Raw genomic sequence first — 26,655 nt, forward strand, 5'->3', positions numbered from 1 at the left:
GCCCTGGGATGATTTTGCTCATCCCAGGGCTCTATTCTGCTGCTATACTTTTTCAACAACGTAGGTGCGCTGGGCCTTGTACCGTTTCCCGCCATCTTCTGCAGCTTGTTCGAAGCATCCTTTGAACTGGTGTGTCACTTTGTATTCGCGTTCGGAATCGGTAAACAGTTCGTCTTCATTTGAAGAGAGGATTGTGGCATCTGTCGTACTGATGAAGCCCTCGAGTTCCTGTGCCGTGTAGTGACTGCCCAGTTCGAGATTATTCAAATTTGAATCGGACATGAAAAAGCCTCCTGTTCAGTAATGTATTGCACTTTTCCCATCAGGCAATGTAATAAACATTACTGGGACGGGTTCGGTCAATCGTATGAAATTTTAAAATCTTCTGTTGTTCATTATTTCATATTCCGAAACATATGGTAGAATTTAAAAGAATATGACAACAAGGAGGATCGCAATGAAGGTTTTTAAGAAAATGGGATGGTTTTTCAAGCGGGAATGGCGCAGCTACTCAGTTGGTGTCATCATGCTGGTGCTTGTCGCCCTCATGGAGCTGATACCGCCCCAGGTCATCGGCTGGGTCATCGACCGCATTACGCAGGAAACACTGACGGGCAATCTGCTCATGCAGTATATTCTGCTGCTGGTGGCTGTGGCTGTTCTGACATACATATTCAGATATTTCTGGCGCATCATGATCTTTGGTGCCAGCTACCGACTGGGCAGAATACTGCGTTCAAGGCTCTATCGGAAGTATTCCCAGATGAGTCCGGCATTCTACCAGAAGCGGCGGACGGGTGACCTGATGGCGCATGCGACCAATGATATCCAGGCGGTCCAGGCGACTGCGGGTGCGGGTATTCTGACGATTGCGGATTCCCTCATCACAGGGGGCGCGGTACTGGTTACAATGGCGGTCACCATCAGCCCGAAACTGACGCTGCTGGCGATGATTCCGCTGCCGTTCATGGTCATACTGACAAGCTACTATGGAAAGCTTCTGAACCGGGGCTTCAAGAAGGCCCAGGCAGCCTTCAGCATGCTCAACGACAAGACACAGGAGAGCATTTCCGGCATCAAGGTGACGAAGACGTTCGGCTATGAGCGAAGCGACCAGGCGGATTTCCGCAGAATGAGTGATGATGTGGTCGAGAAGAACCTTAAGGTGTCCAAAGTGGATGCCCTGTTCGACCCGACCATCATGACCGTCATCGGTGCGAGCTACTTCATCGCCATCTTCTACGGTGCGCAGATGGTACTGTCCGACACGATTTCGATCGGTGAACTGGTCACTTTCACTACGTACCTCGGCATGATGGTCTGGCCGCTGCTCGCACTTGGCTGGTTCTTCAATCTGGTGCAGCGGGGCAGTGCGTCCTATGACCGGATCCAGGAAATCATGGATACAGAAAACCAGGTCGGTGTGGACTATAAAATAGAAGGACAGCCTGAAGGGGACATTATATTCGATCTTGGTGCGTTCAACTTCCCGGATGATGAATCGGATGGTCTTCGCGATGTCCGCTTCGCCATCAAGAAGGGCACGACTGTCGGCATCGTCGGCAGGACGGGTTCGGGTAAAAGTGCGCTGATCCGTCTCCTGCTGCGGGAATTCGACACGGTCAATCCGGAGGACATCAAATACGGCAAACATCCTCTGCGCGACTATGAAATCAGCAATCTCAGAAGGCAGTTCGGATACGTGCCACAGGACCACTTCCTGTTCTCGACATCAATCCGTAACAACATCGCCTTCAGCAACCCGGGGATGGATGAAGCGGAGATATACCATGCGGCGAAATTGAGCCATGTCCATGAGGATATTAAAGGGTTTACGGATGGCTATGATACTGTCGTCGGTGAACGCGGCGTGTCCGTTTCCGGTGGCCAGAAGCAGCGCATCTCCATTGCGCGCGCCCTGATCATGGATCCTGAAGTGCTCATCCTGGATGATTCCCTGTCTGCCGTCGATGCAGAAACAGAGGAGCAGATTCTTGCCAATCTGCAGGATAGCCGTGCCGGCAAGACGAATATCATTACAGCACACCGTATGAGTGCTGTCAGCCATGCCGATCTGATCATCGTCATGGACAATGGCACCATCATCGAGCACGGCGATCATCACGCGCTGATGGCAAAAGGCGGCTGGTATCATGACACATATAACGCCCAGGCACTGCGTGATGCACTCGAGAGCACCCTTGATGATCTCGTTCTGAAGGAGGAAAGATAAATGGAAAACAACCAGTTCAACCTCTCTTTCAATGATCAGAAGACCGTGCTGCTGAGGCTGATGAAGTATACACTGCCTTTCAAGGGCATACTGGCAGTCGGGTTCATCATGCTGATCATCTCGACCATAGCTGGTGTCGCAACACCGTATCTGGTCAAAATCTTCATTGACGAATATCTGACACCGGGTGTATTTCCTGAATCGGAGATCATGTGGCTCGTCATCGCCTTCATTGCAGTCCAGCTGATCGGCGCCATCACGACCTATATGCAGATATACCTGTTCCAGTACCTGGCCTTCAAGGTCATCCAGCAGCTTAGGATCGATGCCTTCGACAAGATCGGCAGGCTCGGCATGCGCTATTTCGACAAGGTGCCAGGCGGCAGCGTCGTTTCACGGATCACCAATGATACGGAAGCGATAGTGGAAATGTTCATCGGTGTGCTGGCGACGGTTCTGATGGCCATCTTCATGGTCATCTCAAGCTTCATCATGATGTTCGTCCTCGACGTCAGGCTGGCGTTGCTTGCTCTTGTATTCATGCCGATCATCGTCGTGGTCCTCGCTGTCTACCGCAAGTATTCGGCGAATTTCTTCTCCCATGCCCGCCAGCTGCTCAGTGATTTGAATGCCAAGCTTGCGGAATCGATCGAAGGGATGAAGATCATCCAGGTGTTCAACCAGGAGGACCGCCTGAGCCAGGAGTTCAATGAGATCAACGAAATGCACTATAAATACAATATGAAGAATGTCAGGCTCGATGGGCTACTGCTCAGACCGGCCATCAGCATGATCTCGGTGCTGGCCATTGCACTCATTCTCGGCTACTTCGGGCTGCTGAGCTTCGAATCGACGGTGACAGCAGGTGTCATCTTCGCCTTCATCCAGTACATGGAACGGTTCTTCGAGCCGCTCAGCCAGGTCAGCCAGAACCTGAACATCTTCCAGCAGGCGCTCGTCTCGGCGAGCCGTGTATTCGCACTGATGGATGACGACCGTCTCGAACCGGCACAGTCAGAAGATGCCGCCTGCCGGGTGACGGATGGCCATATCGAATTCAGAAATGTCACGTTCAGCTATGATGGCAGGACGGATGTCCTAAAGGACATCTCCTTCACAGCAAGACCCGGAGAAACCGTCGCACTTGTCGGCCATACGGGGTCCGGCAAGAGTTCCATCATCAACCTGTTCATGCGGTTCTATGAGTTTTCAAAAGGGGACATTCTGGTGGATGGCCATTCCATCAAGCGGATTCCGAAGCAGGAACTGAAGGAGAAGGTCGGCCTCGTGCTGCAGGATCCGTTCATCTTCTATGGCACCATCGAGTCGAATATCCGGCTCTACCACCCGGAAATGACGTTCGAGCAGGTCAAGGCGGCGGCGGAATTCGTCTATGCAGACAAGTTCATCTCGAAACTGCCCGGTGAATATGAACACAGGGTGATCGAGAAGGGCAGTGCCTTCTCCAGTGGAGAGCGGCAGCTGCTTGCATTCGCACGCACCATGGCCATCGATCCGAAAGTGCTGATTCTGGATGAGGCGACCGCCAACATCGACTCCGAGACGGAGGAGCAGATCCAGCGTTCTCTTGAGCGGATGCGAAAAGGCCGGACGACGCTTGCCATCGCCCACCGCCTGTCGACCATCCAGGATGCCGACCAGATCCTCGTGCTGAATAAGGGCGAGATTGTCGAGCAGGGCACGCATGATTCATTGATCCGCTACGGCGGCATCTATCATAAAATGTACCAGCTTCAGAACGGACAGCAGTAAATGTCATAGAAAGTTCTAAAATAATGGAATAAAGTTCAAGTCTACCTCCATCATGTCTGTTAAAATGACATCTGAATGGAGGTATTTCTATGGGTAGCGAAGTAACTTTTCTCCTCGCATTCGGAGCCGGTGTCCTCAGTTTCGTGTCACCGTGTGTGCTCCCTGTTTTCCCAGCGTTCATCTCCTATATCACGGGAATGAGCTACAATGAAGTTGAAAGCCAGAAATTCAATTTCCGTGCAATTCTTCATACATTATTCTTTCTGATCGGTTTCAGCCTCATCTATATCGCACTCGGATTCGGTACGGCATTCTTCGGCGGCCTGCTGATCGACCATTCCAATCTGATCCGCCAGCTCGGTGCCATTCTGATCGTCATATTCGGTCTGATCGTCACAGGCGTACTGAACTTTGATTTTCTGATGAAGGACCGTAAAGTCCAGTTCAAGAACAGACCGTCCGGCTTCATCGGATCGATTCTGATCGGCATGGCCTTCGGTGCAGGATGGACACCGTGCAACGGGCCGATCATCGGCGCCATATTCGCCATGAGTGCAACCGAGCCGAACAATGCACTGATGCTGATGGTGGTATACTGCCTCGGATTCGCAGTACCATTCTTTACATTGAGCTTCTTCGTGTCACGGACACGGTGGATGCTGAAGTATTCGAATCGCATCATGAAAGCAGGCGGAATCGTCATGATACTGATGGGTATCCTGCTCTATTTTGATGGTCTGACACAGATCATCATCTGGCTGCAGCCGCTCTTCGGCGATTTCCAGGGGTTCTGATCATGAGTATCGAGAGCATACTGTTCACAGCCGCCTCCATCATGGCGGTGGTCATGGGCCTCATTGCAGTTTTCGTCAGGCAGAAGGCGGCCAAGCGGCCGCTGACACTGCCGAAGATCATCATTCCGCCAGTCATGATGTCGACCGGCGCACTGATGTATGTATTTCCGTACTTCAGGCTGACGCCATTTGAAATCGGGGAAGCGATTGTCATGGGACTGATCTTTTCGATCGTCCTCGTGGTCACGACCCGCTATGAAGAGAAGGATGGCAGACTCTACGTCAGGCAGTCGAGGATGTTTCCGATCATCCTGATCGGTCTCCTGATACTCAGAATCATTCTGAAGGCCATACTGTCCCTGAGCATCTCACCTGGTGAGATCGGCGGCATGTTCTTCCTTCTGGCATTCGTCATGATCGTCGTCTGGCGGATATCGATGTTCATCCATCTCCAGACATTCAATAAGCAGCAGATCAAGTCACTTTGATCTGCTGCTTATTTTTTCTGTCTGTTCAAATATGGAGAACTTCTGCTTTTCATCATCCGCATACTGGAAGAGATCTTCATATGGTGCATAGTCGATCTGAAGTTCGTCGAGCTTCTTCTTCATGAACTTGTGATCCCTTTTCGGTGTCGCGATGATGTAGCCCTTCATGATGTGGTCGAGTGTAATATCATCTGCCCCTTCATCGAGGGCGATCTTCGAAATGCGGCCGGCAATCCGTTCCTTGGCAACATCCCTGAATATCTCAGGCACCGGCGTCACCAGTTCATTCAGCAGCTTTCTGGCTTCTTCGTTCCATAGGGGCAGCGCCCGCTCGATATAGAGGTCCTGCCAGTCGAGCTCACTGTATCCGTCCTCTTTCGGCATGCGCTTCAGAAACTTCCGGAACATGAAATAGCCGCCGATGATCAGCAGTCCAAGCATGACGAAAGTCCACAGTGCAATGAGCCACATGATTATATCGTTCATTCCCTCACCTCCCAGTCATTATAGAAAATAAAGATTCGATTGTCCATCGAATCATTTGTGACGATATATAGGGTGAAGGAGGTGAGAGCCATGCTTAAGAGCACAAATGCAAAGTTCTATTTCTTTGAAGCGGATGAGAGTGGTAAGGAAAAACTCCGTTTCAGATCCGTCAGAAACCTGGATACGACATCAACAGATGAAGCCATCAATACACTGGCAAGCATCTACCAGACACTGACGAATGATGTGTATCCGATTGTCGAGAAGGAACAGACCTACGTCATCAACTAATAATGAACAGGAGGAAGAGAAATGACGAAGAAACTTGTAATTGTATTCAACACGGACCTGAGCCGCCGTTTTACACTGACCATCAGCAACCCGAAGGAAGACCTGACGGAAGCGGCACTTATGGCTGAAGCGGATCGTCTCATCGCACTGGGTGTTCTCGCGCCGATGCAGGGTAAACCGGTATCCGTACATTCGGCGAAGATTGTCGAACAGAACGTCACAGAGATCATCTAGCATGGAATGGGTACCACTGGTCAGCGATGTTGGATTTCCGGCTGTGATCACGTTCTTCCTGCTCCATCGCATGGAGCAGAAACTGGATGACCTCATCATATCCATCAGGCAGCTGAACTGAAAAAAGCCATCCCCAAATTTACTTGGGGGTGGTTTTTCTTGTATAATCGATTCAATGAGGTGGTTTAAATGAAAATTATACATACTGGTGACTGGCATATCGGAAAACGACTCAACGGCGTCGATCTTCTGGAGGATCAGCGGCATATGCTGGACCAGATGCTCGAACATATGGATGAGGCATCTATCGACCTGGTCGTCGTGGCAGGGGATGTATTCGACCGGAGCAACCCTTCCCAGTCGGCGCTGAAGCTCGTCAACGAGTATCTCTATAAGATCAATATAGAAAAAGGCATACCGGTGCTCGCCATCAGCGGCAATCATGACAGCCGCTCACGGCTCGACTACGGCAGCTACTGGTTTGAAAAAAGCAACTATCATATGCGGACATCACTTGAAGACATAACGGCACCTGTAGTGATCGATGATCATCATTTCTATATGGTGCCCCATATGGATGTGCTCGAGGCAAAGGTGTTCTTTGATGATGACACAATCCGGTCCCATCATGATGTGTACAGACGGATTACCAAAGAGATTGCCGAAGTCATGGACAAGGATGCCTATAATGTACTGGTCGGCCATATGTTCATCTCGGACGGCAAGGCATCCGACTCCGAGCGTCCGCTGTCCATCGGACTGTCGGAAGAGGTCGGGGCGGACCTTTTCGAAGCATTCGACCTTGTCATGCTTGGCCATCTGCACCATCCGTTTGCGATCACACACGAGCGCATATTCTACAGCGGGTCGCTTCTGAAGTATTCATTTTCCGAAGCGAAGCAGCCGAAAGGCTTCCGCATGGTGGACACGGACGCAGGGACGAAATGCAGGTTTATTCCGCTGCAGCAGCAGCGGGATCTCGTCCACTACCATGGTACATTCGAAGATGTCATCAATGAAAAGGTGGCATTCCTAGACAAGTCGGCCTACTTCAAATTCGAACTGTCCGGAATGAGCCATATCAATGACCCGATGGCAAAGCTCAAGATGATCTACCCGAATGTCATGGAGCTGCGCCCGCTCGTCGAAAAGCGCGAGCATGCAGTGACAGCAGTCGATGCGCACCAATCGAGTGACCGGGAGATCTTCGAATCGTTCATCGAGAACGTGAACGGGGAACCGCTGACGGAATACCAGCGGGAAATATTCAATACTTATTTCAAAGGTGATGCAGATGAAGCCGATACAGATTAGGATGCAGTACTTCGGTCCTTTCGAGAACCAGACCATAGATTTTGATGATGTATCCGACAGCATGTTTCTGATCAGCGGTCGCACGGGGTCGGGCAAGACGATGATATTCGATGCCATCACCTATGCACTTTATGGCACACTGTCGACGAGCGACCGGGCCGAAGGATCGGTCAGAAGCCAGTTTGCGACGGACGATGACATCAGCAGCATCCGCCTGTCCTTTGAAATCAGGGGCAGAAGGTACACCATCGAGCGGACGCTGTCCTATCAGAAGGCGGGCAGAAAGACACCTGTGCCGCCGAAGGCGGTGCTCTATGATGCAGATGGGGAAGTGCTTGAAGGCAGCATCAATGGTGTGAAGTCGATGATTCTTGAAATACTCCAGCTGAATGCCGACCAGTTCAGACAGATTCTGATTCTGCCGCAGGGCGAATTCAAAAGGCTTTTGACCTCTTCAAGCGAACAGAAGCAGGAGATACTGAGGACACTGTTCCGGACCGAGCGCTTCGTCAAGTTCGAGCACAAACTGAACGAACTGAAGAAGGAGAAGCTCAAGGGCAGTGAGATGGTGGAGACGAAGATTGCCGAACGCTTCAATACCATTACTGGCGAGGAGCATCCGGAAGTGGCTGAACTGCTCGAGGTCAAATTCCCGACTTTCACTAAAAGGATGGAGACCATCGACAAGATCCAGGCGATCATCGGAAAAAGGAAGACGGAGGTCGACCAGGCACTCGGCACAAATAAGGAACGGCTCGATACGCTGAAAGGTCTGCTCAAGCAGAAGGAAGAGAACAACACTCGGATTGAAGAAGTGGAGAAGGTCAGAACCAGTCTGGCATCACTTGAAAGTGACGCCTCCCGCATCCAGTCGCTCGAAGCGGAAATAGAAAGCTATCGTGCCGTCAAGGAGATGGAATATAAACTGCGCACCGAGTCGAACGCAGAAATGCATAGATCACGGACTGAGAGTGAACTGGCAGAACTGAAAACACAGTCATCAGGCATTGAGTCAGCACTCGAAGAACTCGATAAGAAGCGGGAAGCACTGCAGGAGAAGGATGACTTCTACAGGCGGGCAGAGACGTGGCTGAATAGGACAGAGCGGTTCATGCATAATGAAGAGATGGAAAATATCAATGAGACGATTGTGTCATTAAAAGCCCGCAAGTCGGAAATCAATGAAGAGAATGATGGAATTTCCATAGAACTTGAAACCATTGGAGAAAATCTCGGTTCGGATCGATGGAATCGTGAACAGTCCGAAAGGATGAATCAGGAACGCTACGTGATCGACAACGAAATATCCGCACTCGAACAGGCCATCAGTACAGAGCATGAACTGGGTCAGTATGACGCCGAACACGCCGCTCTGACGGCTGACATCGAGGAAATCGACCGGCAGCATGCACGCATCGAGTCTGAACGCCAGGCAAAGCGGGATGCACTGAAAAGTCTTTATTCTGCTGAGGATGGTGCCCATATTGAGCATCTGATCGGACATCTTGAAGTTGGTACACCATGCCCGGTATGCCAGCAGACAGTACAGACTTTGCCGAAAGCACATACGTATTTGTCTGAAGCGGATGAGGCGGCGTTCAAGGCGTTTGAAGCGGACCTCGAGGCACTAAGTGCTGATAGAGGCAGCAAAGTCAGACGTCTCGATGTCGTCGATGCACTGCTCGATGATAAAGTACGCCAAAACATGGATGCACTGAACGCTCTGCTTGAGACGTTCAGACGGCAGCAGCTGAATCTGAAGCGGCGTATCGAGGCAGAGAAGCAGCGGTTTGAAGCGCGGCAGCAACTCGAAAGACAGCAGAGTGAACTGAACAGGAAACTGAATGACAACAGGCTTGAAGAGAATAATATTGATCACGCGCTCAGCCATGCCGAGTCGCTTCTATCGGAATTCAAGTCGCAGACAAGCTATGATGACTACAGGACATTCGCCGAAATGCATCATAAATGCCAGCGGTCACTGGAAGACTATAAGGCCCAGGTCAAAGAGAATGAACAGGGGCATCTTGAATATCGGGAGCAGAAATCACGGCTCGAGGAAAAGCAGTCCTATCTTCAGAAACAGCTGGATGAAGTCACTGGACAGCTCAGGACACTGTCACCTGAGATCGATGCATTTGCAGACAGGATGAAGAGTGACCGGGAACAGATGCTCACACTGCTTGAACGTTCGGACATTCATTCCATGGAGCAGACGGTCAAGGAGCATCACAGCCAGAAGGCACTGCTTGAGACAAGACAGCATGCATTGGAGGAAACACTGGAAACAGAGTCGCTGCAGGATACCACAGGAGAGCAGAAAGAAATTGAACAGCTGACCGCACACAGTGAGACGCTGACGAATCAGAAAGCGCGGCTCGAAGCCCAGCTAGAGCATAACAGCAGGACAGAGGATGCCATCCGCAAGCTGATTGCTGATTATGAAGCGGCACTGGGTGAGATCCAGTCGCTGATCGAACTGGTCGACGCCGTATCCGGCAGGAACGAGCAGAAAGTGTCGCTCGAGCGCTATGTGCTCACATACTATCTCGACCGCATACTCGAGATAGCCAACACCAGACTGCTTGAAATGACGAACCACCGCTATGAACTGAGACGCAGCACGAACAGAAGCAACCGCAAGACAGGCCTTGATATCGAAGTGTTCGACTTCTACAACAACCGCTCCCGCCACATCACTTCACTGTCCGGCGGGGAATCGTTCCAGGCGGCACTGACGCTGGCGCTTGCGATGAATGAAGCGCTGCAGCAGGAATCCGGCGGCATCAGCCTCGACACGATGCTGATTGATGAAGGGTTCGGGACGCTCGATCCCGAGACACTCGATATGGCTGTGAATACGCTGATCGAGCTGCAGACGAGCGGCAAGATGGTCGGCATCATCTCGCATGTCGAGGAACTGAAGGAACGGATGGAGAACATCCTCGAAGTCAGTGCAGTCAACGAACGCAGTACAGCGCGTTTCAAATAAAACAATGGGGAACCATGGGGAAGTAGTGAGACGATGCAAATTAGAATGGCCTATAGGCCGAGCCAGAAGTCGGTACTGATCGCCACATTGATGATGGGATCGTTTCTTGTCCTGCTCAACCAGATGCTGCTTGTCACTGTCGTGCCGCCGATCATGGAAGCTTTCGGCATTCTATTCAGCACAGCACAGTGGCTGACGACAGGATTCTTTCTCGTCAATGGCATCATGATTCCGGTATCGGCATTCCTAATCCATAAATTCACATCCAGGCGTCTGTACTTGCTGGGTATGGCGATTTTCATTATGGGTACAGTACTTGCCGCTGTGGCACCCATCTATCCCGTGCTGCTCGGTGGCAGAATCCTGCAGGGGATTGCAGCCGGCATCATGATGCCGCTGACGCAGGTCATCCTGCTGACCCAGTTTCCACTGGAGCAGCGGGGACGGGCAATGGGGTACTATGGTCTGGTCATCGGTGTGGCACCGGCAATCGGTCCGCCGCTCGCCGGATACATCGTCGGCTTCTGGCCATGGCGCACACTGTTTCTGATCGTGCTGCCGCTCGTACTCGCGAACTTCATTCTGGCCTACTTTTCAATGCGCAACGTCACGCATCAGACAGACCCGAAAGTGGATATCTCTTCAATCGTGCTATCCACGCTCGGTTTCGGTGGTCTGCTCTATGGCTTCTCCGTGGCCGGCACGAGAGGGTGGGGTGACCCGCTTGTCCTCCTGTCCATCATTGCCGGCATGATCCTGGTGTTCATCTTTACAAGACGCCAGCTCGGGCTCGACCAGCCGATTCTCGAGATGAGTGTATTCAAAAACCGGTACTTCCTCATCAGCTCGCTGGTCGGCGTCATCGTCTTCACGTCCATGGTCAGTGCCAACAACATTCTGCCTGTACTCATGCAGGACATGCTCGACTACACACCATTCGAGTCCGGACTCGCGCTGCTGCCCGGGGCACTGATCATGGGTGTAACCATGCCGATCGCCGGTGTGCTGTTCGACAAGTTCGGCATACGGATTCTGACATTCCTCGGCATGGCACTCATCCTTGTCACTTCCATTCTGATGTCCTTCCTGAACCAGGAGACGACCTTCACCTATCTGGCCGTCGTCTACACCTTCAGACTGCTCGGAACGGGATTGACACTGATGCCGCTGACCACTTTTGCGATGAATGCACTGCATGACGATCTCATTCCGGACGGGACCGCCATGAACAACACGATGCGGCAGATCGGTGGTTCTATCTTCACCGCCGTCATGGTCACCATCATGACCGGAGTGGCACTGAACCTGTCTTCAGGTGCGCCATCTGTATCAGAAGAGATTACAGGTGTAAACATGTCCTTCGTCTTTTCGGCAGTGATGGCCGGCGTGGGACTGGTACTGACTTTGTTCATGAAAGAGCAGAATTAAAACCTTCGATCACACGATAGAAATAAATACGCCATACTCTTTTCACAAAATATGCCTTTTTTCTTATTGTCCTCCATAATTTATTTGATATAGTTAAATTCAAAGATTAATCGGAGGGTTTTGAATGAGGAAGTTAATTTCCATAGTTTTTGTTCTAGCATTGGCATTATCAGCATGTAACTCCTCCGGAGTCGAAGTCATGTCCCGTTACGGGAATACAATCGATGATTTTGAAGTGACCAATCAGAATGGAGAAACATTTACGAAGGCAGACATGGAAGGCAAAGTATGGCTGCTGGATTTCATATTCACCAATTGCGCCACCGTATGTCCGCCGATGACGGCAAATATGACACAGGTGGTCAACACGCTTGAAGAAAAAGGAATTGAGGATTACGGCGTCATCAGCTTTTCAGTCGATCCGAAAACCGATTCACCGGAAGTGCTGACGGATTATCTTTCATACTACGATGTACCGGAATCAACAGAATGGCAGATGGTGACCGGATATGACTATGATTTCATCAGAAACTTTGCAGAAAGCAACTTCAAGACCATCGTGGCACCGCCACCAGAAGGCAGCAACCAGGTGACCCATGGCATCAGCTTCTATCTGATCGATCAGAACGGCAAGATCATCAAGGACTATTCCGGCGTCGATACCGGTGATACCGAGTTCGCTCTCGATGAAATTGTCTCCGACGTGGAGACACTCGTTGAAAATGAACCGAAATAGCACGGAATAGTACCAGATCCTGAATGCAGGGTCTGGTACTTTTATTTGGATATCAGTGAAGCCTCTGACATATCGCCGATGATACCGAAATAAAAATGGCACAGTTAGTCTGAACTGTGCCATTAATATATCTGTTTCCATCAGTAGAGATCTTCTCTTGCCCGCTGTGTGATTTCCTTCCGTTTCGAGTAGATGTTGGTCACGATGGTTTTCAATACTGCATAGAATGGAACTGCGAGTATGATGCCCCAGATTCCTGCAATATTACCGGCAGCGAGTATTATTGTGATGACTGTCAGAGGGTGGACGTTCAATGCGTTGCCCATGATGTTGGGTGTAATCAGGTTCCCTTCAATCTGCTGTGCGATGAGCATGATCAGAGCCACGTACAGAGCCATGACCGGATCTTGCACCAGGGCGACTATAATTGCAGGGACGACCGCAAGATAGGGGCCAAGAAATGGTATTACATTGGTTGCCACACCGACAAGGGCCAGCAGGATTGCATAGTCAAGTCCGATGATCAGGTAGCCGATCAGCAGCATGATACCGACACATAGACTGACAAACAGTTGTCCGACGATATAGGACTTCAGCGTTTCATCCACATCATGCAGAGTTTTACGCAGCCATGTGCGTCTTTCTCCAGTGAAGAAATGGGTGACGAACGGCGCGAACTTGTGGTGGTCGATCAGAATGTAGACCAGGAAGAAAGGGACGAGAATAAGGGTAAGTATTCCAGAGAACAGTCCCGACAGGAACGTTGCAATCCATGAGCCAACGCTGGAAGCGCGGTCGGAGAATTGTCCGGTCAGATTATTCGCCTGCTGCTGTATGGAATTCGGCAAGTGTTCACGCTGACTCAGGAGAGATCGTCCATACTCTTCAGCATTTCTGATGATTTGTGGCGCATTATTCACTAAAGAATTGATCTGACTGGAAACAATGGGTGCAATAAGGATGTAGGCCAGCCAGATGATTGCGCCCAGCATTACAAAAATAAGCAGTATGGCCGTCCATTTGGGAAATCCTTTTCTCTCCAGAAAATACAGTACAGGCCTTGTCAGATAGAAAAGTACCCCGCCAATCAGCAGCGGGAGAAAGATGGTCTGTGCAATCACAACGATTGGAGAGAATATCTCTTGAACATCAATAAACAAACGGATGATTAATAATAAGAAAATAATAGCGACAGCTGATCGAAACCAGACTTTATGTGTCATTCAAACACTCCTTCCTTCTACATTGTATACCCTGATGACCTTATGATATTTAGAGATGATAATAATTCAATGGAATTACAGTTGTCCGAGATAGGGAGGCAGAGCCGGAAAACTATCGCATTTATTTCAAGCAATAAATCTTCCTTATTGTGTCTCGAGCCCACTTGGCATAGAATGAGTTCGGAGGTGGTCATATCAATCAGATCAATCAGGATTCAATCCTACATAATCCCACCGGGAAAAAACGGCTGGGACTTGCTTTACTTCTAGGACTGCTTGCCATCATGGGGCCGCTCAATATTGATATGTATCTCCCGAGTTTTCCGGATATTGCACAGGATCTCGGCACGAGTCCATCACTAGTACAGGTCAGCCTGACGGCATGCCTGCTCGGGCTTGCTTTTGGCCAGGTTATCATAGGGCCCATCAGTGATTCGGACGGCAGGAAGAAGCCGCTGATCGTATACACATCATTATTTGTGGTGTCATCATTATTTTGTGCACTGTCACCGAATATATATGTACTGATTGCAGCGAGATTTCTACAAGGTTTCACAGCTTCAGCCGGAGTGGTGCTGTCCCGTGCTGTGGTGCGTGATGTATTCAGCGGCAGGGAGCTGTCGAAATTCTTTTCACTTCTCATGGTCATCAACGCGATTGCACCGATGGCTGCGCCGATTGCAGGGGGAGCGATACTGCTGCTGCCTTTTGCCAGCTGGCATACCATATTTCTGTTCCTGGCCATTCTTGGAGTGATCATTGTCATCATTGTGGGCGTGGGGCTCAAGGAGACATTGCCACCTGAGAAGCGCATTCCACGTTCAACTAAAGCATCCATCCGTACAATGGGTAGCCTGTTTACCGACCGTACATTCATCGGCTATGCAGTCATCGTCGGATTCGTTCACGGCGGCAGCTTCGCCTATGTTTCCGGCACGCCATTTGTCTATCAGGAAATCTACGGCGTCTCTCCTCAGACTTTCAGCATACTGTTTGGCATAAATGGGCTGGCCATCATCATCGGCAGTTTCATCATCGGCCGGCTGGGTGGCATCATCCATGAGAAGCAGCTGCTCAAAACTGCCGTCATCACTGCAGTCTGTGCAACCTTCCTGCTGCTCATCATGACCATTATTGAAGGGCCACTGGCAGCGATTGTCATACTGATCTTCATCTATATGACGACGATGGGCATGACACTCACAAGTACGTTCACACTCGGCATGGCCCAGCAAGGCCGGCAGGCTGGCAGTGCGAGTGCGGTTCTCGGCATGCTGCCGCTATTGCTGGGTGCTGTATTTTCCCCTCTCGCAGGTATCAATGAAGCATCTGCAGTTCCAATGGGAGCAATACTGTTCGTTACTTCATCCATCGGGCTGATCGCATTTTTCAAGTTGACTGAATAGGAAATAGGAAAGGGGAAGTCGATCAGACTTCCTCTTCTTCTTTGTTCAATGTGATATTTGAAGGTCACCTTTTACTTCCACAGACGCTTTCTGTTCAATAATTTCGGGAACACTGTTAGAATGAATTGAAAACTCATATAAAAGAGGGCTGAAACATGAGCAATAGCAATAGATATAAGAAGGCACAGATTGCGACGATGATCGGCATCGGTGTCAATCTGCTGCTGGCAATATTGAAGACAGTCGGTGGGATTCTCGGCAACAGCCGGGCGCTGATTGCGGATGCGGTGCACTCTGCGTCGGACGTCGTGAGTTCGGTTGCGGTACTGGTCGGCATCCGTGCTGCGCAGAAACCGCCGGACACGGAGCATCCATACGGTCACGGGAAGTCTGAGAATGTGGCGACACTCATCGTGGCGATTCTGCTTGTCATTGTTGGCTTTGAAATCATCTATAATGCCATACTGTCAGTGCTTGAAGGAAATGTGGAAAACAATACATCGATGATTGCACTTTATATCATCATTTTCTCCATTGTAGTGAAGGAAGCTTTGTTCCAGTATAAATTCAGGTTGGGTACTAAAATAAAAAGCCCTGCGCTGATTGCGGATGCCTGGCATCACCGCTCGGACGCCATTTCATCTGTTGTCGCTCTGGTCGGTATCGGGCTGTCCCTCATCGGCGCCACTTTCGGCATTCCATATCTCGGCTATCTGGACCCGGTTGCGAGTGCCGTCATTGCATTGATCATCATGTATATGGGCTATCAGCTCGCCAAAGAAGCAGTCAGCGTCAGCCTGGAGGTTGTGCTGAATGATGAGGAGACGCGCGTGATGCGGGAGACAGTCACCAATATCGACAAGGTGAGGCAGATCGATCGTCTCATTGCACGTTCACACGGTTCCTATGTCATCATTGATATCAAAATCAGTGTAGATGCGGATATCACTGTTGAAGAAGGGCATCATATTGCGCGTATAGTCAAGCAGACACTGCTCAGCAACCACGAGGAAGTCAAAGATGTGAATGTTCACGTCAATCCATACTGATAACAGGAGATGTGTATTATGACAGCAAGAAAAGTGATTCTGGACTGTGACCCGGGGCATGATGATGCCATTTCGATCATCATTGCCGCTTCAAAAATGAGCAATCTTGAGATTCTCGGCATCACGACGGTGGCGGGAAACGTGGAAGTACAGAAGAATACAACCAATGCCCTGAAGGTCAAAGACCTGCTTGGACTCGATGTACCCGTAGTGCAGGGAGCCGAGAGGCCGCTTGTCAGGAAAAGTGAAATAGCAACGGAAATCCATGGGGATTCGGGGATGGACGGTCCAGTGCTGCCGAACCCGAAGAGCAGGGTGGACGATGGACATGCGGTAGATTTCATCGTGGAGCAGATCTTACAGTCGGAAGGAAAAGTGACGCTTGTACCGACAGGACCGCTGACAAACATTGCGCTGGCCCTGCATAAAGCGCCGGAAATAAAGCATAAGATAGAAGAGATTGTACTGATGGGCGGCGGCACGTTCGGCAACTGGACACCGGCCGCCGAATTCAACATTTATGTCGACGCTGAAGCGGCAAAGTTCGTATTCGAAAGCGGCATCCATGTCACCATGTTCGGGCTGGATGTGACTCACCAGGTCATTGCGACGAAAGACATCCAGCAGCGGCTGTCCAAAGTGGACAATCGGGTTGGAAAGTTCGTTTCCGAACTGCTCGTCTTCTTTGGGGATATGTACGAAGACCACTTCGGCTTTGAAGGGGGCCCGATCCATGACGCATGTACGACCATGTATCTGCTGAAGCCGGAACTCTTCGACTTCAAGCATGTGCATCTGGCGGTGGAGACAAAAGGCGAGTTCACTTACGGTGCAACAGCGGTGGACCTGCTTGGTGTAACAGGTAGAATCCCGAATACACACTTTGCGTATCAGGTGGATCAGGAAGCATTCTGGGATCTTTTCGAAGCAGTACTCGAATCATATGGTGAGGTGGCGTAGGATGGGAAATCCAAAGATCACTGTTATCGGCAGTATCAATATGGATCTTGTCACTGTTGCGGATGAAATGCCTGCACAGGGGGAGACCATCAGAGGAGAAAGCTTCAAAACATTGCCTGGTGGCAAAGGGGCCAACCAGGCAGTCGCTGCCGCCAGACTCGGGGCAGAAGTACATATGATCGGCAAAGTGGGGAATGATCCATTTGGATATACACTTCAGGAAAACCTTGAGTCGCAGGGTGTGGATACGCAATCTGTAATAGTGGAAGCAGGTATATCATCCGGCCTCGCCAATATCATCGTTTGTGATAACGACAACCGGATCATCATCATTGCAGGTGCGAACAATAGAGTGGACACTGAATATATCGACAGGTTCACAAAACAGATTCAAGCGAGTGATTATGTGCTCATCCAGTTCGAGATTCCCCAATCCACTATCGAATACATACTGGAACTGTGCAGCAGTCACAGTGTACCGGTCATTATCAATCCCGCACCAGCCATGAAGCTTGGGGACAAGTATTGGGAGAAAGCGGCCTATATCACTCCGAATGATCACGAGGCAGAAGCACTGTTTGGCTTTGATGGCAGTAGTCTCCCGAAATTTCATGATAAGCTCATCATTACAAATGGCGCAAAAGGCGCCATCTTCTATCAAAATGGCAAACCGGTCACCGTACCAGCACACAAAGTGGAAGTGGCGGACACGACAGGTGCCGGTGATACATTCAATGGTGCACTCGCCGTGGCCCTCGCTGAGGGCAGGACGGTGGATGAAGCGATAGCATTCGCAAACAAAGCAGCCTCACTCTCCATACAGAAGCTCGGCGCACAGAGTGGCATGCCCGAAAGAAAAGAAGTGAAGGATTACTAGGGCAATACGACTAATTCTCAGCTACCGGTCAATCTACGTCCGGTCGATCCAGGATATAAACAGGCAAGTGCCATCTATTGATAAACGTATATACATGGGATATACTTGTAGTATCATAAATATGCTCGGGGAGTTGATCAGTATGCATAAGGCAAAGATTGGTCATCGCGAAGCTAGAATCCGCCCTTGGGGCAATAGCCAAGGCGTCAGACTCACGCGTGAAGTTCTGAAAGAAGCAGGGTTCGATGAAAAAGATACGGTGCTTGAAGTGGAAGTCGAGCCCAATCGCATTTCGCTGGTTCCAAAGAACAAACTGACACCGTTTCAGAAGCTATTTGTCGGATACGACGGTGAAAAAACTGAAACAGAACCTCTTTGGGATGAAGCGGAACCAATCGGAAAAGAAGAATGGTAATCTATCTTTTAAAATGATGCGTCTGTACTCAACTTGTATTAAAAGAGTACAGACTTTATTTTTGGAGGGATGAATATGACAAAGTATTTCAAGGCCGGAGATATTATAAAAATCAATATGTCACCTGCGAAAGGACACGAGCAGCAAGGCTATCGGCCTGCAATTGTGGTCTCAGAAGAAAATGTACATAGACACACAGACCTGATCTGGGTTCTGCCGATTACGAACACGAACAAAAATTATCCAACTCATGTTGCTGTCAACGGGAGAACGAAGAACAACAAAACGACTGGTTATGTACTTTGTGAAAAAATTAAAACGATTGATCCGGCGGCCAGGAGCGCGAGGTTGACAGATGAAGCCGAAAGAGAACTGCTTGAAGACTGCAAGCGGATTATCGATGCCATTACATATATCGGACCGTAACCTTAATTTATACTACGCCTTGAATGCGCTCCAGCCTTATCATTGGAGTGATGCATATGATGACATAGCGTTTAAAGCGTGAGATATCATTTCTCGTTCCAAGTACATTCAATTTTCGGATGTTCAATCATAGTCAGTCCCATAAACCAGTGATATACTGGTTTTTATTATTGAACGGAAGAAGAGATGAAATCATGAATGTGAACCACGAAGAAAAGTCCCGCAAGTTCTGGGTCATCGTCCTGCTTGGTACGCTTACAGCGATCGGACCGCTATCGATGGACATGTATCTTCCTGCATTGCCGATTGTAACGACTGACCTTGATACGACTGCCTCCTTGGCACAGCTGAGCCTGACGGCCTGTCTTATCGGACTGGCGGTTGGCCAGCTCATATTCGGTCCGCTCAGTGATATAAAGGGCAGAAAAAGACCATTGCTGTACACATTGGCTGCCTATGCTCTGGTGTCGGTATTCTGTGCGTTTACCGATAATATCTGGGTATTCATCTCCTTGAGGTTCATTCAAGGCTTTACGGGCGCTGCAGGCATCGTCATCGCGAGGGCGGCGGCACGTGATATGTATGCAGGCAAGGATCTGACCAAAGCGTTTGCGCTGTTGGCACTGGTCAACGGCGCGGCACCCATACTGGCACCAATCTCCGGCGGATTCGTTTTGAATTTCGGTTCCTGGCCTGTCGTTTTCCTGATCATCGGAGCCATTGGACTGCTGCTGCTTGTTGCTGTCGCATTGCTGTTCGATGAGACACTGCATCCGGAAAACCGGTCTGAAGGGGACGTCTTTGCAGTTGTAAAGACTTTCGATGTGCTGTTCAAGGACCGGACCTTCATGGCCATCGCATTCATTCAGGCACTGATCATGTCGAGTATGTTCGCCTACATAGCCGGTTCACCATTCGTGCTGCAGAATATATATGACGTTTCTCCTCAGCAGTTCTCACTCATCTTCGCTTTGAATGGAGTGGGTATCATCGTCGCTGCCCAACTGGCAGGAAGACTGGCCGGCTCCATGCCGCAATCAAGAATTCTTCTTATTGGTGTACTTGTCTCCTTTTTCGGAAGCATTGGGCTGGTCGCAGTCATCGTATTCGACTTGCCACTGATGGTCATGATTCTTGTGCTGTTCCTCGTCGTTTCCAGCGTGGGTCTCGTATCTACCACGGCATTTTCCATGGGGATGCAGAATCAGAAAAAATCTGCGGGCAGCGCGTCGGCTCTGCTTGGACTGCTGCCTTTCATCGGTGGTGCACTTGTTTCGCCGCTGGTAGGACTGGCAGGTGAACAGGTTGCCTGGCCGATGGGACTGGTCATCTTCCTATGCAGTACGGTTGCCCTGATCATTTTCAATATTGGTATCAGAGTGAAGAAAAATGGTCAGCAAATATAGTTTCATCCATTAAAGCTTGACCTGCAGGAGGCATATAGATGTTTGAAGCAATCATACACGGATTCATACTGGCACTGGGACTGATCCTGCCTCTCGGTGCACAGAACGTTTTCATATTCAATCAGGGTGCAAATCACCAGAGTTTCAGAAAGACACTGCCTGTCGTCATCACCGCAGGCCTTTGCGATACCACTCTGATTACACTGGCGGTACTCGGCGTATCCGTCATTCTGCTGTCATTTCCAACGCTGCAGCTTGTCCTTTTCATAATCGGGCTGGCGTTTCTTCTCTACATGGCCTGGTCGCTCTGGCATGAGAAGCCGGGAAATATGGATGCACATGCCACCATGGGCCCATTCAAGCAGATCAGCTTTGCATTCTCCGTTTCCATCCTGAATCCGCACGCCATCATGGATATTGTCGGTGTCATCGGAACAAGTGCCACTGCCTACAGCGGAGTTGACAAAGTCGCCTTCACACTGACGACCATATGCATATCATGGATATGGTTCATCGGTCTGGCCATCGCAGGCAAAGCAGTCGGCAGAATCGATACGAGCGGTAGATATCTCGTCATGCTGAATAAAATATCGAGCATCATCATTCTGTTCGTTGCATGTATCATCGTTAAGAATATTGTGGTACTGTTCCAGTAGGAGAGTGAAAGAGAATTCACACATAATTGAAAAGGGGATTCAAAAGTGCTCGATTTCATATTCAATCATGTTCTGGTCGGTTACATAGTCCTGCCCGCATTCCTCATCTTCGGTATAGTGAAATTTCATAAAGAAGGTAAGAAAGAGTACTCTCGAGCATTGCTAGGTTTCCTTGTCTTCTATATCGTTCTCAGAACCATCTTTTTTATTTTATAGCTTATGACAAAAATACCGCACACATGAACAGTCATGTGTGCGGTATTGCTATGTTGATATTTATTATAGATTATTTCTGTCTTCAAATAGCTGATTGTACTCTTCCTTCAGGCCAGTATACTTGCTGTTCAAAATGCTGATCTTTCTGAGTGTAATAAAGTTCAGAAATCCGATCAGCAGAAGCTGAACGATAATTATTCCCATCAGGCTTTTCTGTTCAATGATTCCCACGAATGCATCTCCTTTCATACTAGTATAAGTTCACGGTGCTATGTATATGTACTATTCTATCCTATTACTATATTGTTTGCAGAGTTTACTATACCTAAACCATATCAAGGGGTCTGATTGGCATTGATAAACATTATCAATTAGAATGGAGGTATCAATCAGGAGTGGAGCGATGATCATGTTCATCATGCATAGAAAAATGACAGTCAAAGAAGGATTTGCCGATCAGATGGTCGAGCAGTTCAACAAGCCGGGCATCATCGAGGAGCAGGAAGGGTTTATTGATATCATTGCGATGACCAGCAAGCCGAGAAAAGGTGAGGAGACGGTGATTGCACTGGTCCGCTGGGAATCGGAGGAAAAGTGGAAGCAGTGGGAGAAGAGCGATGCCCATATTGCCGGACATAAGGCGAAACGTGGACAGGCGAAGCCGGATCACATCATCGATCAGAAAGTGACATTCTATACCGTCCAGGCTGTGAAGGAAGCACGGAACTGAATAGGCGAAGGCTACATAATAAGCAGGCGTTGAGCGTCTGCTTTTTGTATATGAAAAATGCCTGCAAGGCGGACTGGACATCCGCTTTGCAGGCATAATTCTATTTTCTTCCGTTAAAAGTGGCAGGGTCTGAACCGATGCGCTGGTCCTTGTTCAAAGCGTTGATGCGCTTGACTTGTGCATCAGTCAGGCTGAAGTCGAACACATCGATATTCTCTTCGATTCTTTCAGGAGTCACGGATTTCGGAATGGTGACGAGACCATTTTCGATATTCCAGCGGATGACGACCTGAGCGGGTGTCTTGCCGACTTCTTTCGCAATCTCATTGATGGTTTCATCGTCAAGAATCTTTGCATTCATCAGTGGTGACCAGGATTCCATGATGATCTTGCGGGACTCCAGATAAAGTTTCAGGTCGTTCTGAACCAGGTGGGGGTGGTACTCGACCTGATTGATGACCGGTTTAACATCCGTTTTCTGCAACAGTCTCTCAAGGTGGGATATATTGAAGTTGCTGACACCGATATTCTTGACCTTGTCATTATTGAAAAGGTGCTCCATCTCATGCCATGTTTCAATCATCAGTTCTTCATCGGTTCCGGGCCAGTGTATGAGGTAAAGGTCCAGATAGTCGAGATCGAGTTTCTCAAGTGAGGTGTTGTACGCTTCCTCCACATTGTCACGACCGAAATCATCAATCCACAGCTTGGAAGTGATGAACAGATCGGAACGCTCGATATCTGCATGCTTCATCCCTTCCTTGATGCCTTCACCAACGCTTTCTTCGTTGCCGTATATCATTGCTGTGTCGATGCTGCGATAGCCGTTTGTGATGGCATGTGCGACGGCATCCCTGCATCCTTCTCCATCTTCTACTCTGAAGACTCCAAGTCCGACTTGGGGCATTGTATTGCCATTGTGAAATTCAACTGTATTCATGGTTTTTCTCTCCTTATTCCTGAGGTTTGGCTTTCTTGGCGTGGTTTGCTGCCTTGACGGGCTCAGATGTTTTCCTATTTTCCTCTGCCTGCTGCTTCGTTTCTTCATCTCCACAGATGACATGGTCCAGACCGTTCATAAGCGCTTCATATCCCTGTCTGGCCACTTCTTTCTTGTCGTTCTTGATGCTGTCGTCACCGAAGTAGGTGGAATCCATGCCTGCATTGTGGTGAAAGTCTGTATTCGTTGCCCCAGGCAGCATGGCGGTCACGTTGACGCCTGTATCTTTAAGTTCCTCTCTTAGCGCCTCGGCAAACATGAACCCGAACGCTTTCGAAGGACCATATACCGTTTCATATGGCGTAGGCAGTGTAGCAGAGAGTGAAGAGACAATCAGAATGTTTCCGGCACCATTCGGTACCATATGATTGACGACCCGTTTGGCCGTATGGACAGTCCCGGAGATGTTTATATCGATGAGTTTAAGCTCTTCATCAAGATCGTTATCCATAAAAGCACCACCCAGACTGACACCGACGTTCAGTACAGCAGCATCGAGCTTACGATTTTTGGCCTCGACAAACTTCCAGAAATCCTCTACACCCTCATAGGTGGAAGCATCCGCCTGAAGCGGATAGGCTTCAACACCCATTTTTTCGATTTCCTTTGCAGACTCGTAGATTTTTTCACTCGAGCCGGACATCGCCACATCGTATTTATCCTTAGCAAACAGTTTTGCCAGTTCAAAGCCGATGCCGGAAGTGGACCCGGTAATCATTACAAATTTATTTTCAGTCATCATAAAACTCCTTCACAAGCGATTGTTATGCAACTCAAATGGCATAGTTAGTATTACCCATTGTGAAGTGGGGATAAAGAAATAATCATATATTTGAGCAGGAGGGGGAGGCTCATTCACTTTCTTTAGAAAAGATATCCAGTCAGTGCACTGTATTAAAAATAAAAGTACTGATCTGATATTGAATACAGATGGACGTCTTGACCATGAAAACTTATCTTTTTCTCTAAAGCCATTCCGACTTTTTCCGCTACTTTTATAGAAGCAATGTTTCCAGGCTGAATGAGCGCAATGAGTCTTTTTTCGTCAAGAACATCAAATCCATGGTCTCTCAGGGCTATTGCTGCTTCAGTTGCATACCCCTTTCCCCAATGGGCGCGGGAAACCCAGTATCCAATTTCGACTTCCTTCCTGCCACCGACTGTTTGGGGAACCAGACCCGCATGACCAATCCGACTACCAGTTTCCTTGTCTTCCAGAATCATCAGTCCCAAGCCCTGTTCATGTTCATAGATATAATGGATTCTCTCCAGAAATTTCTTGGCATCCTCTCTGTTTCTTGTCCGACCCTCACCAATGTACCTGACCATTTCTGCATCGGTTAATAATGAAAGCAGAAAGTCAAAGTCATCATTTTTGTATCTGCGAAACTTCAATCTCTTTGATTCGATCTTCATTTCATTTTCTCCTTCCATATTCACTCAACAGAAATTTGCAACGGCAGTTGCATTTACATCTATAGTCTATATGACCTGATCTCCTTTACTTTGCCGGACTTTGCACCATTGCTGAACACGTAGACATCACAAAAATTGATTCTTGCACCGTCTGCATATGAAATCAGACCATTGATTGAAGCGGATTTTCCGTGAGTGATGACCTGATAGATCTCAAGACAGTCAATGGTGACTGTATTTTCATCATGCAGTGCAGTAATCAATGAACGTCTACCTTCTATTATTCGTTCAACTTTTAATTGATACCATACAACAGAATCATGAGCGTAAGCTTCAGCAATTTCATGATTTGGCTCCAATAGAGCGGATGTAAAATCAATAACTATCTGCTTTCTCGGAGCATTGTCACACCCCTTTGGAATGATCAGTTTCATCCTATTCCGGGAACTGCTCATCTGAACCAACCTCCTGTAGAAATAGAATCTTTCATCTTATCATATGATTTTCTGCTCAAAATAGTCATTTCAAAAGCTTGTAGTAGACATTCCCATCCTTGTACTTTCCGAACGGATCTTGCGAATAGGCGGGAACCTCGCCAATGAGTTGATAACCTTCAGACAAGTAGAGGGCATTTGCTGCACTGCCTTTTTCAGTGTCCAGCATCAGCAGCCATCTGTTTTCCTCTGTGGCCATCTTTTCTGCATGCTGCAGCAGTGCTTTTCCGACACCTTTCCTTTGGAAGTCCGGATGGGTCATCAGTTTGGCGACTTCTGCACGATGCTGTCCGTTTTCCTTGTCGCTCAGGTGAAGCTGGACAGTACCTGCAATCTTGCCATCCAGTATTGCGACAAAAAGCCGATGATGATCTGACAGCACACCTGCCCAGTAGCGCATTGCTGTTTCGTGGTGCATCGGGTGGAAATAGTTCATGGAAGCGCCGGAAGCGACCACTTCCTGGAATAGATGAGACAATTCCTCCTGGTGATGATATATCTCATTAATTTCTCTGATCTGCATGTTTCATATCTCCTTTCATCTCTATCATTATAAAGTAAAAGACTTTGAGATATAAATATCTGTTTAAGTATCTCCCCGGAGTGGTATCTAGAAGACTGACTATAAAAACTACTAGGAGGCATTCATATGAGTGAGCTTGATAAACAGACATACATGTCCGATGGCGTAGAACCCCAGACACAGGATAGGCAGCCTGGAGTGGAAAGTGAAATGACGCCTGAACCGGTATATGAACTGGAGAGCCATGTGGGTTCCGGCAAGCTGAAGGATAAGGTTGCACTGATTACCGGTGGTGATAGCGGTATCGGCAGAGCGGTGGCAATCGGTTACGCAAAAGAGGGCGCTCATGTAGCGATCGTCTATCTTGATGAACATGAAGATGCTGAAAAGACCAAGGCGCGCATTGAACAGGAAGGTGTCAATTGTACTCTGCATGCCGGTGATATCGCCGATGAGTCATTCTGCTTCAAGGTTGTGGAGGAAGTGGTTCAGAAGCACGGCAAACTGAACATCATGGTCAACAATGCTGCACGTCAGGAAGTGAAGGAGAGTGTGGTCGACATCAGTGCAGAGCAGCTGAAGCGTACATTCGACGTCAACTTCTTTGCGATGGTCCACTTCACAAAAGCGGCCATTCCACACATGCAGGCAGGCGATACGCTGATCTATACGTCTTCCATCAATGCGTATGTCGGCAATCCATCACTGGTGGACTATACATCCACTAAAGGTGCCATTGTTGCATTTGTACGTTCTGTGGCACAGGAACTCGCAAGCAAGGGCATCCGTGTAAACGGTGTGGCACCAGGTCCGATCTGGACGCCATTGATTCCAGCGACGATGCCAAAGGAAATGCAGGAGTCATTTGGTGTGTCCTCACCGCTTGGACGTCCTGGTCAGCCTGCAGACCATGTTGAACCTTATGTTTTGCTTGCGTCTGAAGGCTCCGCCTATATGACTGGACAGTTCATCCACATCAATGGTGGCATGTACACATCCTCATAACCAATATCAGGACAATTTAATGTTATTCATGCCTGCAGAAGAGTGAAACACCACTTTTCTGCAGGTTTTATTATTTTCCGGGAG

The 26,655-nt window shown here is 48.9% G+C and carries 30 protein-coding genes; 21 read left to right on the forward strand and 9 right to left on the reverse strand.

Annotated features, from left to right (window positions below; translation table 11 throughout):
- Positions 1 to 42 precede the first annotated feature (42 nt).
- Positions 43 to 282: a hypothetical protein gene (locus FO441_RS02985; RefSeq protein ID WP_145285574.1), complete on the reverse strand. Its 240-nt coding sequence runs from the start codon at positions 280 to 282 to the stop codon at positions 43 to 45.
- Positions 283 to 457: 175 nt separating this feature from the next.
- Between FO441_RS02985 and FO441_RS02990 the strand changes: the two genes are divergently transcribed.
- The 4 genes from FO441_RS02990 to FO441_RS03005 all read left to right on the forward strand — a co-directional run bounded on the left by FO441_RS02990 (position 458) and on the right by FO441_RS03005 (position 5,288).
- Entirely contained in the window at positions 458 to 2,233 is a 1,776-nt protein-coding gene (locus tag FO441_RS02990; RefSeq protein ID WP_145285577.1) for an ABC transporter transmembrane domain-containing protein, read from the forward strand.
- Complete coding sequence (locus tag FO441_RS02995) at positions 2,234 to 4,006, forward strand: ABC transporter ATP-binding protein (protein WP_145285579.1); 1,773 nt, start codon at positions 2,234 to 2,236, stop codon at positions 4,004 to 4,006.
- 89 nt (positions 4,007 to 4,095) lie between these two features.
- Positions 4,096 to 4,800 carry a cytochrome c biogenesis CcdA family protein gene (locus FO441_RS03000; RefSeq protein WP_145285582.1) on the forward strand — a complete coding sequence of 235 codons (705 nt, stop codon included), beginning with the start codon at positions 4,096 to 4,098 and terminating at the stop codon, positions 4,798 to 4,800.
- A gap of 2 nt (positions 4,801 to 4,802) precedes the next feature.
- Entirely contained in the window at positions 4,803 to 5,288 is a 486-nt protein-coding gene (locus FO441_RS03005; RefSeq protein ID WP_186365449.1) for a CcdC family protein, read from the forward strand.
- On the opposite strand, the gene FO441_RS03010 is transcribed toward FO441_RS03005, so the two are convergent.
- Entirely contained in the window at positions 5,280 to 5,774 is a 495-nt protein-coding gene (locus FO441_RS03010) for a DUF2621 family protein (RefSeq protein ID WP_145285585.1), read from the reverse strand. The genes FO441_RS03005 and FO441_RS03010 overlap by 9 nt on opposite strands.
- A 90-nt stretch (positions 5,775 to 5,864) precedes the next feature.
- Here FO441_RS03010 and FO441_RS03015 point away from each other — a divergent pair, with 90 nt between their 5' ends.
- From FO441_RS03015 to FO441_RS03045, 7 genes are all read left to right on the forward strand, one after another.
- Positions 5,865 to 6,065, forward strand: a complete 201-nt coding sequence (locus FO441_RS03015) for a DUF1659 domain-containing protein (protein WP_145285588.1) — start codon at positions 5,865 to 5,867, stop codon at positions 6,063 to 6,065.
- A 21-nt stretch (positions 6,066 to 6,086) separates the two neighbouring features.
- The gene (locus tag FO441_RS03020; RefSeq protein WP_145285591.1) at positions 6,087 to 6,299 is read left to right on the forward strand and encodes a DUF2922 domain-containing protein; all 213 of its coding nucleotides are present in this window, start codon (positions 6,087 to 6,089) and stop codon (positions 6,297 to 6,299) included.
- 1 nt (position 6,300) lies between these two features.
- The gene (locus FO441_RS03025) at positions 6,301 to 6,420 is read left to right on the forward strand and encodes a YvrJ family protein (RefSeq protein WP_145285594.1); all 120 of its coding nucleotides are present in this window, start codon (positions 6,301 to 6,303) and stop codon (positions 6,418 to 6,420) included.
- A 68-nt stretch (positions 6,421 to 6,488) separates the two neighbouring features.
- Positions 6,489 to 7,613 (forward strand): exonuclease SbcCD subunit D, encoded by a 1,125-nt coding sequence (locus tag FO441_RS03030; RefSeq protein ID WP_145285597.1) that lies wholly within the window; start codon positions 6,489 to 6,491, stop codon positions 7,611 to 7,613.
- A complete protein-coding gene (locus FO441_RS03035) occupies positions 7,594 to 10,605 on the forward strand; it encodes an AAA family ATPase (RefSeq protein ID WP_145285600.1) in 3,012 nt (1,003 codons plus the stop codon). The genes FO441_RS03030 and FO441_RS03035 overlap by 20 nt, the downstream gene beginning before the upstream one ends.
- Before the next feature lie 33 nt (positions 10,606 to 10,638).
- Positions 10,639 to 12,033, forward strand: a complete 1,395-nt coding sequence (locus FO441_RS03040; protein WP_145285602.1) for a DHA2 family efflux MFS transporter permease subunit — start codon at positions 10,639 to 10,641, stop codon at positions 12,031 to 12,033.
- A 199-nt stretch (positions 12,034 to 12,232) separates the two neighbouring features.
- The gene (locus FO441_RS03045; protein ID WP_237604592.1) at positions 12,233 to 12,769 is read left to right on the forward strand and encodes an SCO family protein; all 537 of its coding nucleotides are present in this window, start codon (positions 12,233 to 12,235) and stop codon (positions 12,767 to 12,769) included.
- A gap of 140 nt (positions 12,770 to 12,909) precedes the next feature.
- Here FO441_RS03045 and FO441_RS03050 read toward each other — a convergent pair whose 3' ends face one another.
- A complete protein-coding gene (locus FO441_RS03050) occupies positions 12,910 to 13,992 on the reverse strand; it encodes an AI-2E family transporter (RefSeq protein WP_145285607.1) in 1,083 nt (360 codons plus the stop codon).
- Between the two features lie 218 nt (positions 13,993 to 14,210).
- Between FO441_RS03050 and FO441_RS03055 the strand changes: the two genes are divergently transcribed.
- The 8 genes from FO441_RS03055 to FO441_RS03090 all read left to right on the forward strand — a co-directional run bounded on the left by FO441_RS03055 (position 14,211) and on the right by FO441_RS03090 (position 21,187).
- Positions 14,211 to 15,398 (forward strand): Bcr/CflA family efflux MFS transporter, encoded by a 1,188-nt coding sequence (locus tag FO441_RS03055; RefSeq protein WP_145285610.1) that lies wholly within the window; start codon positions 14,211 to 14,213, stop codon positions 15,396 to 15,398.
- A 155-nt stretch (positions 15,399 to 15,553) separates the two neighbouring features.
- On the forward strand, positions 15,554 to 16,447 hold the full coding sequence (locus FO441_RS03060) for a cation diffusion facilitator family transporter (protein ID WP_145285613.1): 894 nt from the start codon (positions 15,554 to 15,556) through the stop codon (positions 16,445 to 16,447).
- An 18-nt stretch (positions 16,448 to 16,465) separates the two neighbouring features.
- Positions 16,466 to 17,407 carry a nucleoside hydrolase gene (locus FO441_RS03065; protein WP_145285616.1) on the forward strand — a complete coding sequence of 314 codons (942 nt, stop codon included), beginning with the start codon at positions 16,466 to 16,468 and terminating at the stop codon, positions 17,405 to 17,407.
- Between the two features lies 1 nt (position 17,408).
- Positions 17,409 to 18,284, forward strand: coding sequence for a ribokinase (gene rbsK, locus FO441_RS03070; RefSeq protein WP_145285619.1), 876 nt, complete (start codon positions 17,409 to 17,411; stop codon positions 18,282 to 18,284).
- 142 nt (positions 18,285 to 18,426) lie between these two features.
- On the forward strand, positions 18,427 to 18,699 hold the full coding sequence (locus tag FO441_RS03075; protein WP_145285621.1) for an AbrB/MazE/SpoVT family DNA-binding domain-containing protein: 273 nt from the start codon (positions 18,427 to 18,429) through the stop codon (positions 18,697 to 18,699).
- Between the two features lie 75 nt (positions 18,700 to 18,774).
- Positions 18,775 to 19,125, forward strand: a complete 351-nt coding sequence (locus FO441_RS03080) for a type II toxin-antitoxin system PemK/MazF family toxin (RefSeq protein ID WP_186365450.1) — start codon at positions 18,775 to 18,777, stop codon at positions 19,123 to 19,125.
- A gap of 191 nt (positions 19,126 to 19,316) precedes the next feature.
- Positions 19,317 to 20,531 (forward strand): multidrug effflux MFS transporter, encoded by a 1,215-nt coding sequence (locus tag FO441_RS03085; RefSeq protein WP_425473444.1) that lies wholly within the window; start codon positions 19,317 to 19,319, stop codon positions 20,529 to 20,531.
- Between the two features lie 38 nt (positions 20,532 to 20,569).
- A complete protein-coding gene (locus FO441_RS03090; protein WP_145285627.1) occupies positions 20,570 to 21,187 on the forward strand; it encodes a LysE/ArgO family amino acid transporter in 618 nt (205 codons plus the stop codon).
- 279 nt (positions 21,188 to 21,466) lie between these two features.
- On the opposite strand, the gene FO441_RS12560 is transcribed toward FO441_RS03090, so the two are convergent.
- The gene (locus FO441_RS12560) at positions 21,467 to 21,634 is read right to left on the reverse strand and encodes a hypothetical protein (RefSeq protein ID WP_186365451.1); all 168 of its coding nucleotides are present in this window, start codon (positions 21,632 to 21,634) and stop codon (positions 21,467 to 21,469) included.
- A 178-nt stretch (positions 21,635 to 21,812) separates the two neighbouring features.
- On the opposite strand from FO441_RS12560, the gene FO441_RS03095 reads away from it, so the two are divergent.
- Positions 21,813 to 22,133, forward strand: a complete 321-nt coding sequence (locus FO441_RS03095) for an antibiotic biosynthesis monooxygenase (RefSeq protein WP_145287317.1) — start codon at positions 21,813 to 21,815, stop codon at positions 22,131 to 22,133.
- A gap of 100 nt (positions 22,134 to 22,233) precedes the next feature.
- On the opposite strand, the gene FO441_RS03100 is transcribed toward FO441_RS03095, so the two are convergent.
- From FO441_RS03100 to FO441_RS03120, 5 genes are all read right to left on the reverse strand, one after another.
- Positions 22,234 to 23,073: an aldo/keto reductase gene (locus FO441_RS03100; protein WP_145285630.1), complete on the reverse strand. Its 840-nt coding sequence runs from the start codon at positions 23,071 to 23,073 to the stop codon at positions 22,234 to 22,236.
- A gap of 13 nt (positions 23,074 to 23,086) precedes the next feature.
- A complete protein-coding gene (locus tag FO441_RS03105) occupies positions 23,087 to 23,872 on the reverse strand; it encodes an SDR family NAD(P)-dependent oxidoreductase (RefSeq protein WP_186365452.1) in 786 nt (261 codons plus the stop codon).
- Positions 23,873 to 24,027: 155 nt separating this feature from the next.
- A complete protein-coding gene (locus FO441_RS03110) occupies positions 24,028 to 24,549 on the reverse strand; it encodes a GNAT family N-acetyltransferase (protein WP_145285633.1) in 522 nt (173 codons plus the stop codon).
- Positions 24,550 to 24,608: 59 nt separating this feature from the next.
- Complete coding sequence (locus FO441_RS03115) at positions 24,609 to 25,004, reverse strand: nuclear transport factor 2-like protein (protein WP_145285636.1); 396 nt, start codon at positions 25,002 to 25,004, stop codon at positions 24,609 to 24,611.
- Between the two features lie 64 nt (positions 25,005 to 25,068).
- On the reverse strand, positions 25,069 to 25,566 hold the full coding sequence (locus FO441_RS03120; protein ID WP_145285639.1) for a GNAT family N-acetyltransferase: 498 nt from the start codon (positions 25,564 to 25,566) through the stop codon (positions 25,069 to 25,071).
- 126 nt (positions 25,567 to 25,692) lie between these two features.
- Here FO441_RS03120 and FO441_RS03125 point away from each other — a divergent pair, with 126 nt between their 5' ends.
- Entirely contained in the window at positions 25,693 to 26,571 is an 879-nt protein-coding gene (locus FO441_RS03125; RefSeq protein ID WP_145285642.1) for an SDR family oxidoreductase, read from the forward strand.
- Positions 26,572 to 26,655: the final 84 nt, after the last annotated feature.

Source organism: Salinicoccus cyprini (assembly GCF_007713705.1).
Classification (GTDB): domain Bacteria; phylum Bacillota; class Bacilli; order Staphylococcales; family Salinicoccaceae; genus Salinicoccus; species Salinicoccus cyprini.

Bases quoted from the DNA above. Each gene is read 5' to 3' on its own strand.
- FO441_RS03035 (WP_145285600.1), top strand. From the start codon at position 7,594: ATGAAGCCGATACAGATTAGGATGCAGTACTTCGGTCCTTTCGAGAAC.
- FO441_RS02985 (WP_145285574.1), bottom strand. From the start codon at position 282: ATGTCCGATTCAAATTTGAATAATCTCGAACTGGGCAGTCACTACACG.
- FO441_RS03120 (WP_145285639.1), bottom strand. From the start codon at position 25,566: ATGCAGATCAGAGAAATTAATGAGATATATCATCACCAGGAGGAATTG.
- FO441_RS03105 (WP_186365452.1), bottom strand. From the start codon at position 23,872: ATGACTGAAAATAAATTTGTAATGATTACCGGGTCCACTTCCGGCATC.
- FO441_RS03075 (WP_145285621.1), top strand. From the start codon at position 18,427: ATGCATAAGGCAAAGATTGGTCATCGCGAAGCTAGAATCCGCCCTTGG.
- FO441_RS03050 (WP_145285607.1), bottom strand. From the start codon at position 13,992: ATGACACATAAAGTCTGGTTTCGATCAGCTGTCGCTATTATTTTCTTA.
- FO441_RS03125 (WP_145285642.1), top strand. From the start codon at position 25,693: ATGAGTGAGCTTGATAAACAGACATACATGTCCGATGGCGTAGAACCC.
- FO441_RS03110 (WP_145285633.1), bottom strand. From the start codon at position 24,549: ATGAAGATCGAATCAAAGAGATTGAAGTTTCGCAGATACAAAAATGAT.
- FO441_RS03040 (WP_145285602.1), top strand. From the start codon at position 10,639: ATGCAAATTAGAATGGCCTATAGGCCGAGCCAGAAGTCGGTACTGATC.
- FO441_RS02990 (WP_145285577.1), top strand. From the start codon at position 458: ATGAAGGTTTTTAAGAAAATGGGATGGTTTTTCAAGCGGGAATGGCGC.
- FO441_RS03060 (WP_145285613.1), top strand. From the start codon at position 15,554: ATGAGCAATAGCAATAGATATAAGAAGGCACAGATTGCGACGATGATC.
- FO441_RS03010 (WP_145285585.1), bottom strand. From the start codon at position 5,774: ATGAACGATATAATCATGTGGCTCATTGCACTGTGGACTTTCGTCATG.
- FO441_RS03030 (WP_145285597.1), top strand. From the start codon at position 6,489: ATGAAAATTATACATACTGGTGACTGGCATATCGGAAAACGACTCAAC.
- FO441_RS03045 (WP_237604592.1), top strand. From the start codon at position 12,233: ATGTCCCGTTACGGGAATACAATCGATGATTTTGAAGTGACCAATCAG.
- FO441_RS03115 (WP_145285636.1), bottom strand. From the start codon at position 25,004: ATGAGCAGTTCCCGGAATAGGATGAAACTGATCATTCCAAAGGGGTGT.
- FO441_RS03005 (WP_186365449.1), top strand. From the start codon at position 4,803: ATGAGTATCGAGAGCATACTGTTCACAGCCGCCTCCATCATGGCGGTG.
- FO441_RS02995 (WP_145285579.1), top strand. From the start codon at position 2,234: ATGGAAAACAACCAGTTCAACCTCTCTTTCAATGATCAGAAGACCGTG.
- FO441_RS03090 (WP_145285627.1), top strand. From the start codon at position 20,570: ATGTTTGAAGCAATCATACACGGATTCATACTGGCACTGGGACTGATC.
- FO441_RS03025 (WP_145285594.1), top strand. From the start codon at position 6,301: ATGGAATGGGTACCACTGGTCAGCGATGTTGGATTTCCGGCTGTGATC.
- FO441_RS03015 (WP_145285588.1), top strand. From the start codon at position 5,865: ATGCTTAAGAGCACAAATGCAAAGTTCTATTTCTTTGAAGCGGATGAG.
- FO441_RS03080 (WP_186365450.1), top strand. From the start codon at position 18,775: ATGACAAAGTATTTCAAGGCCGGAGATATTATAAAAATCAATATGTCA.
- FO441_RS03095 (WP_145287317.1), top strand. From the start codon at position 21,813: ATGTTCATCATGCATAGAAAAATGACAGTCAAAGAAGGATTTGCCGAT.
- FO441_RS03000 (WP_145285582.1), top strand. From the start codon at position 4,096: ATGGGTAGCGAAGTAACTTTTCTCCTCGCATTCGGAGCCGGTGTCCTC.
- FO441_RS03020 (WP_145285591.1), top strand. From the start codon at position 6,087: ATGACGAAGAAACTTGTAATTGTATTCAACACGGACCTGAGCCGCCGT.
- FO441_RS03100 (WP_145285630.1), bottom strand. From the start codon at position 23,073: ATGAATACAGTTGAATTTCACAATGGCAATACAATGCCCCAAGTCGGA.
- rbsK (WP_145285619.1), top strand. From the start codon at position 17,409: ATGGGAAATCCAAAGATCACTGTTATCGGCAGTATCAATATGGATCTT.
- FO441_RS03065 (WP_145285616.1), top strand. From the start codon at position 16,466: ATGACAGCAAGAAAAGTGATTCTGGACTGTGACCCGGGGCATGATGAT.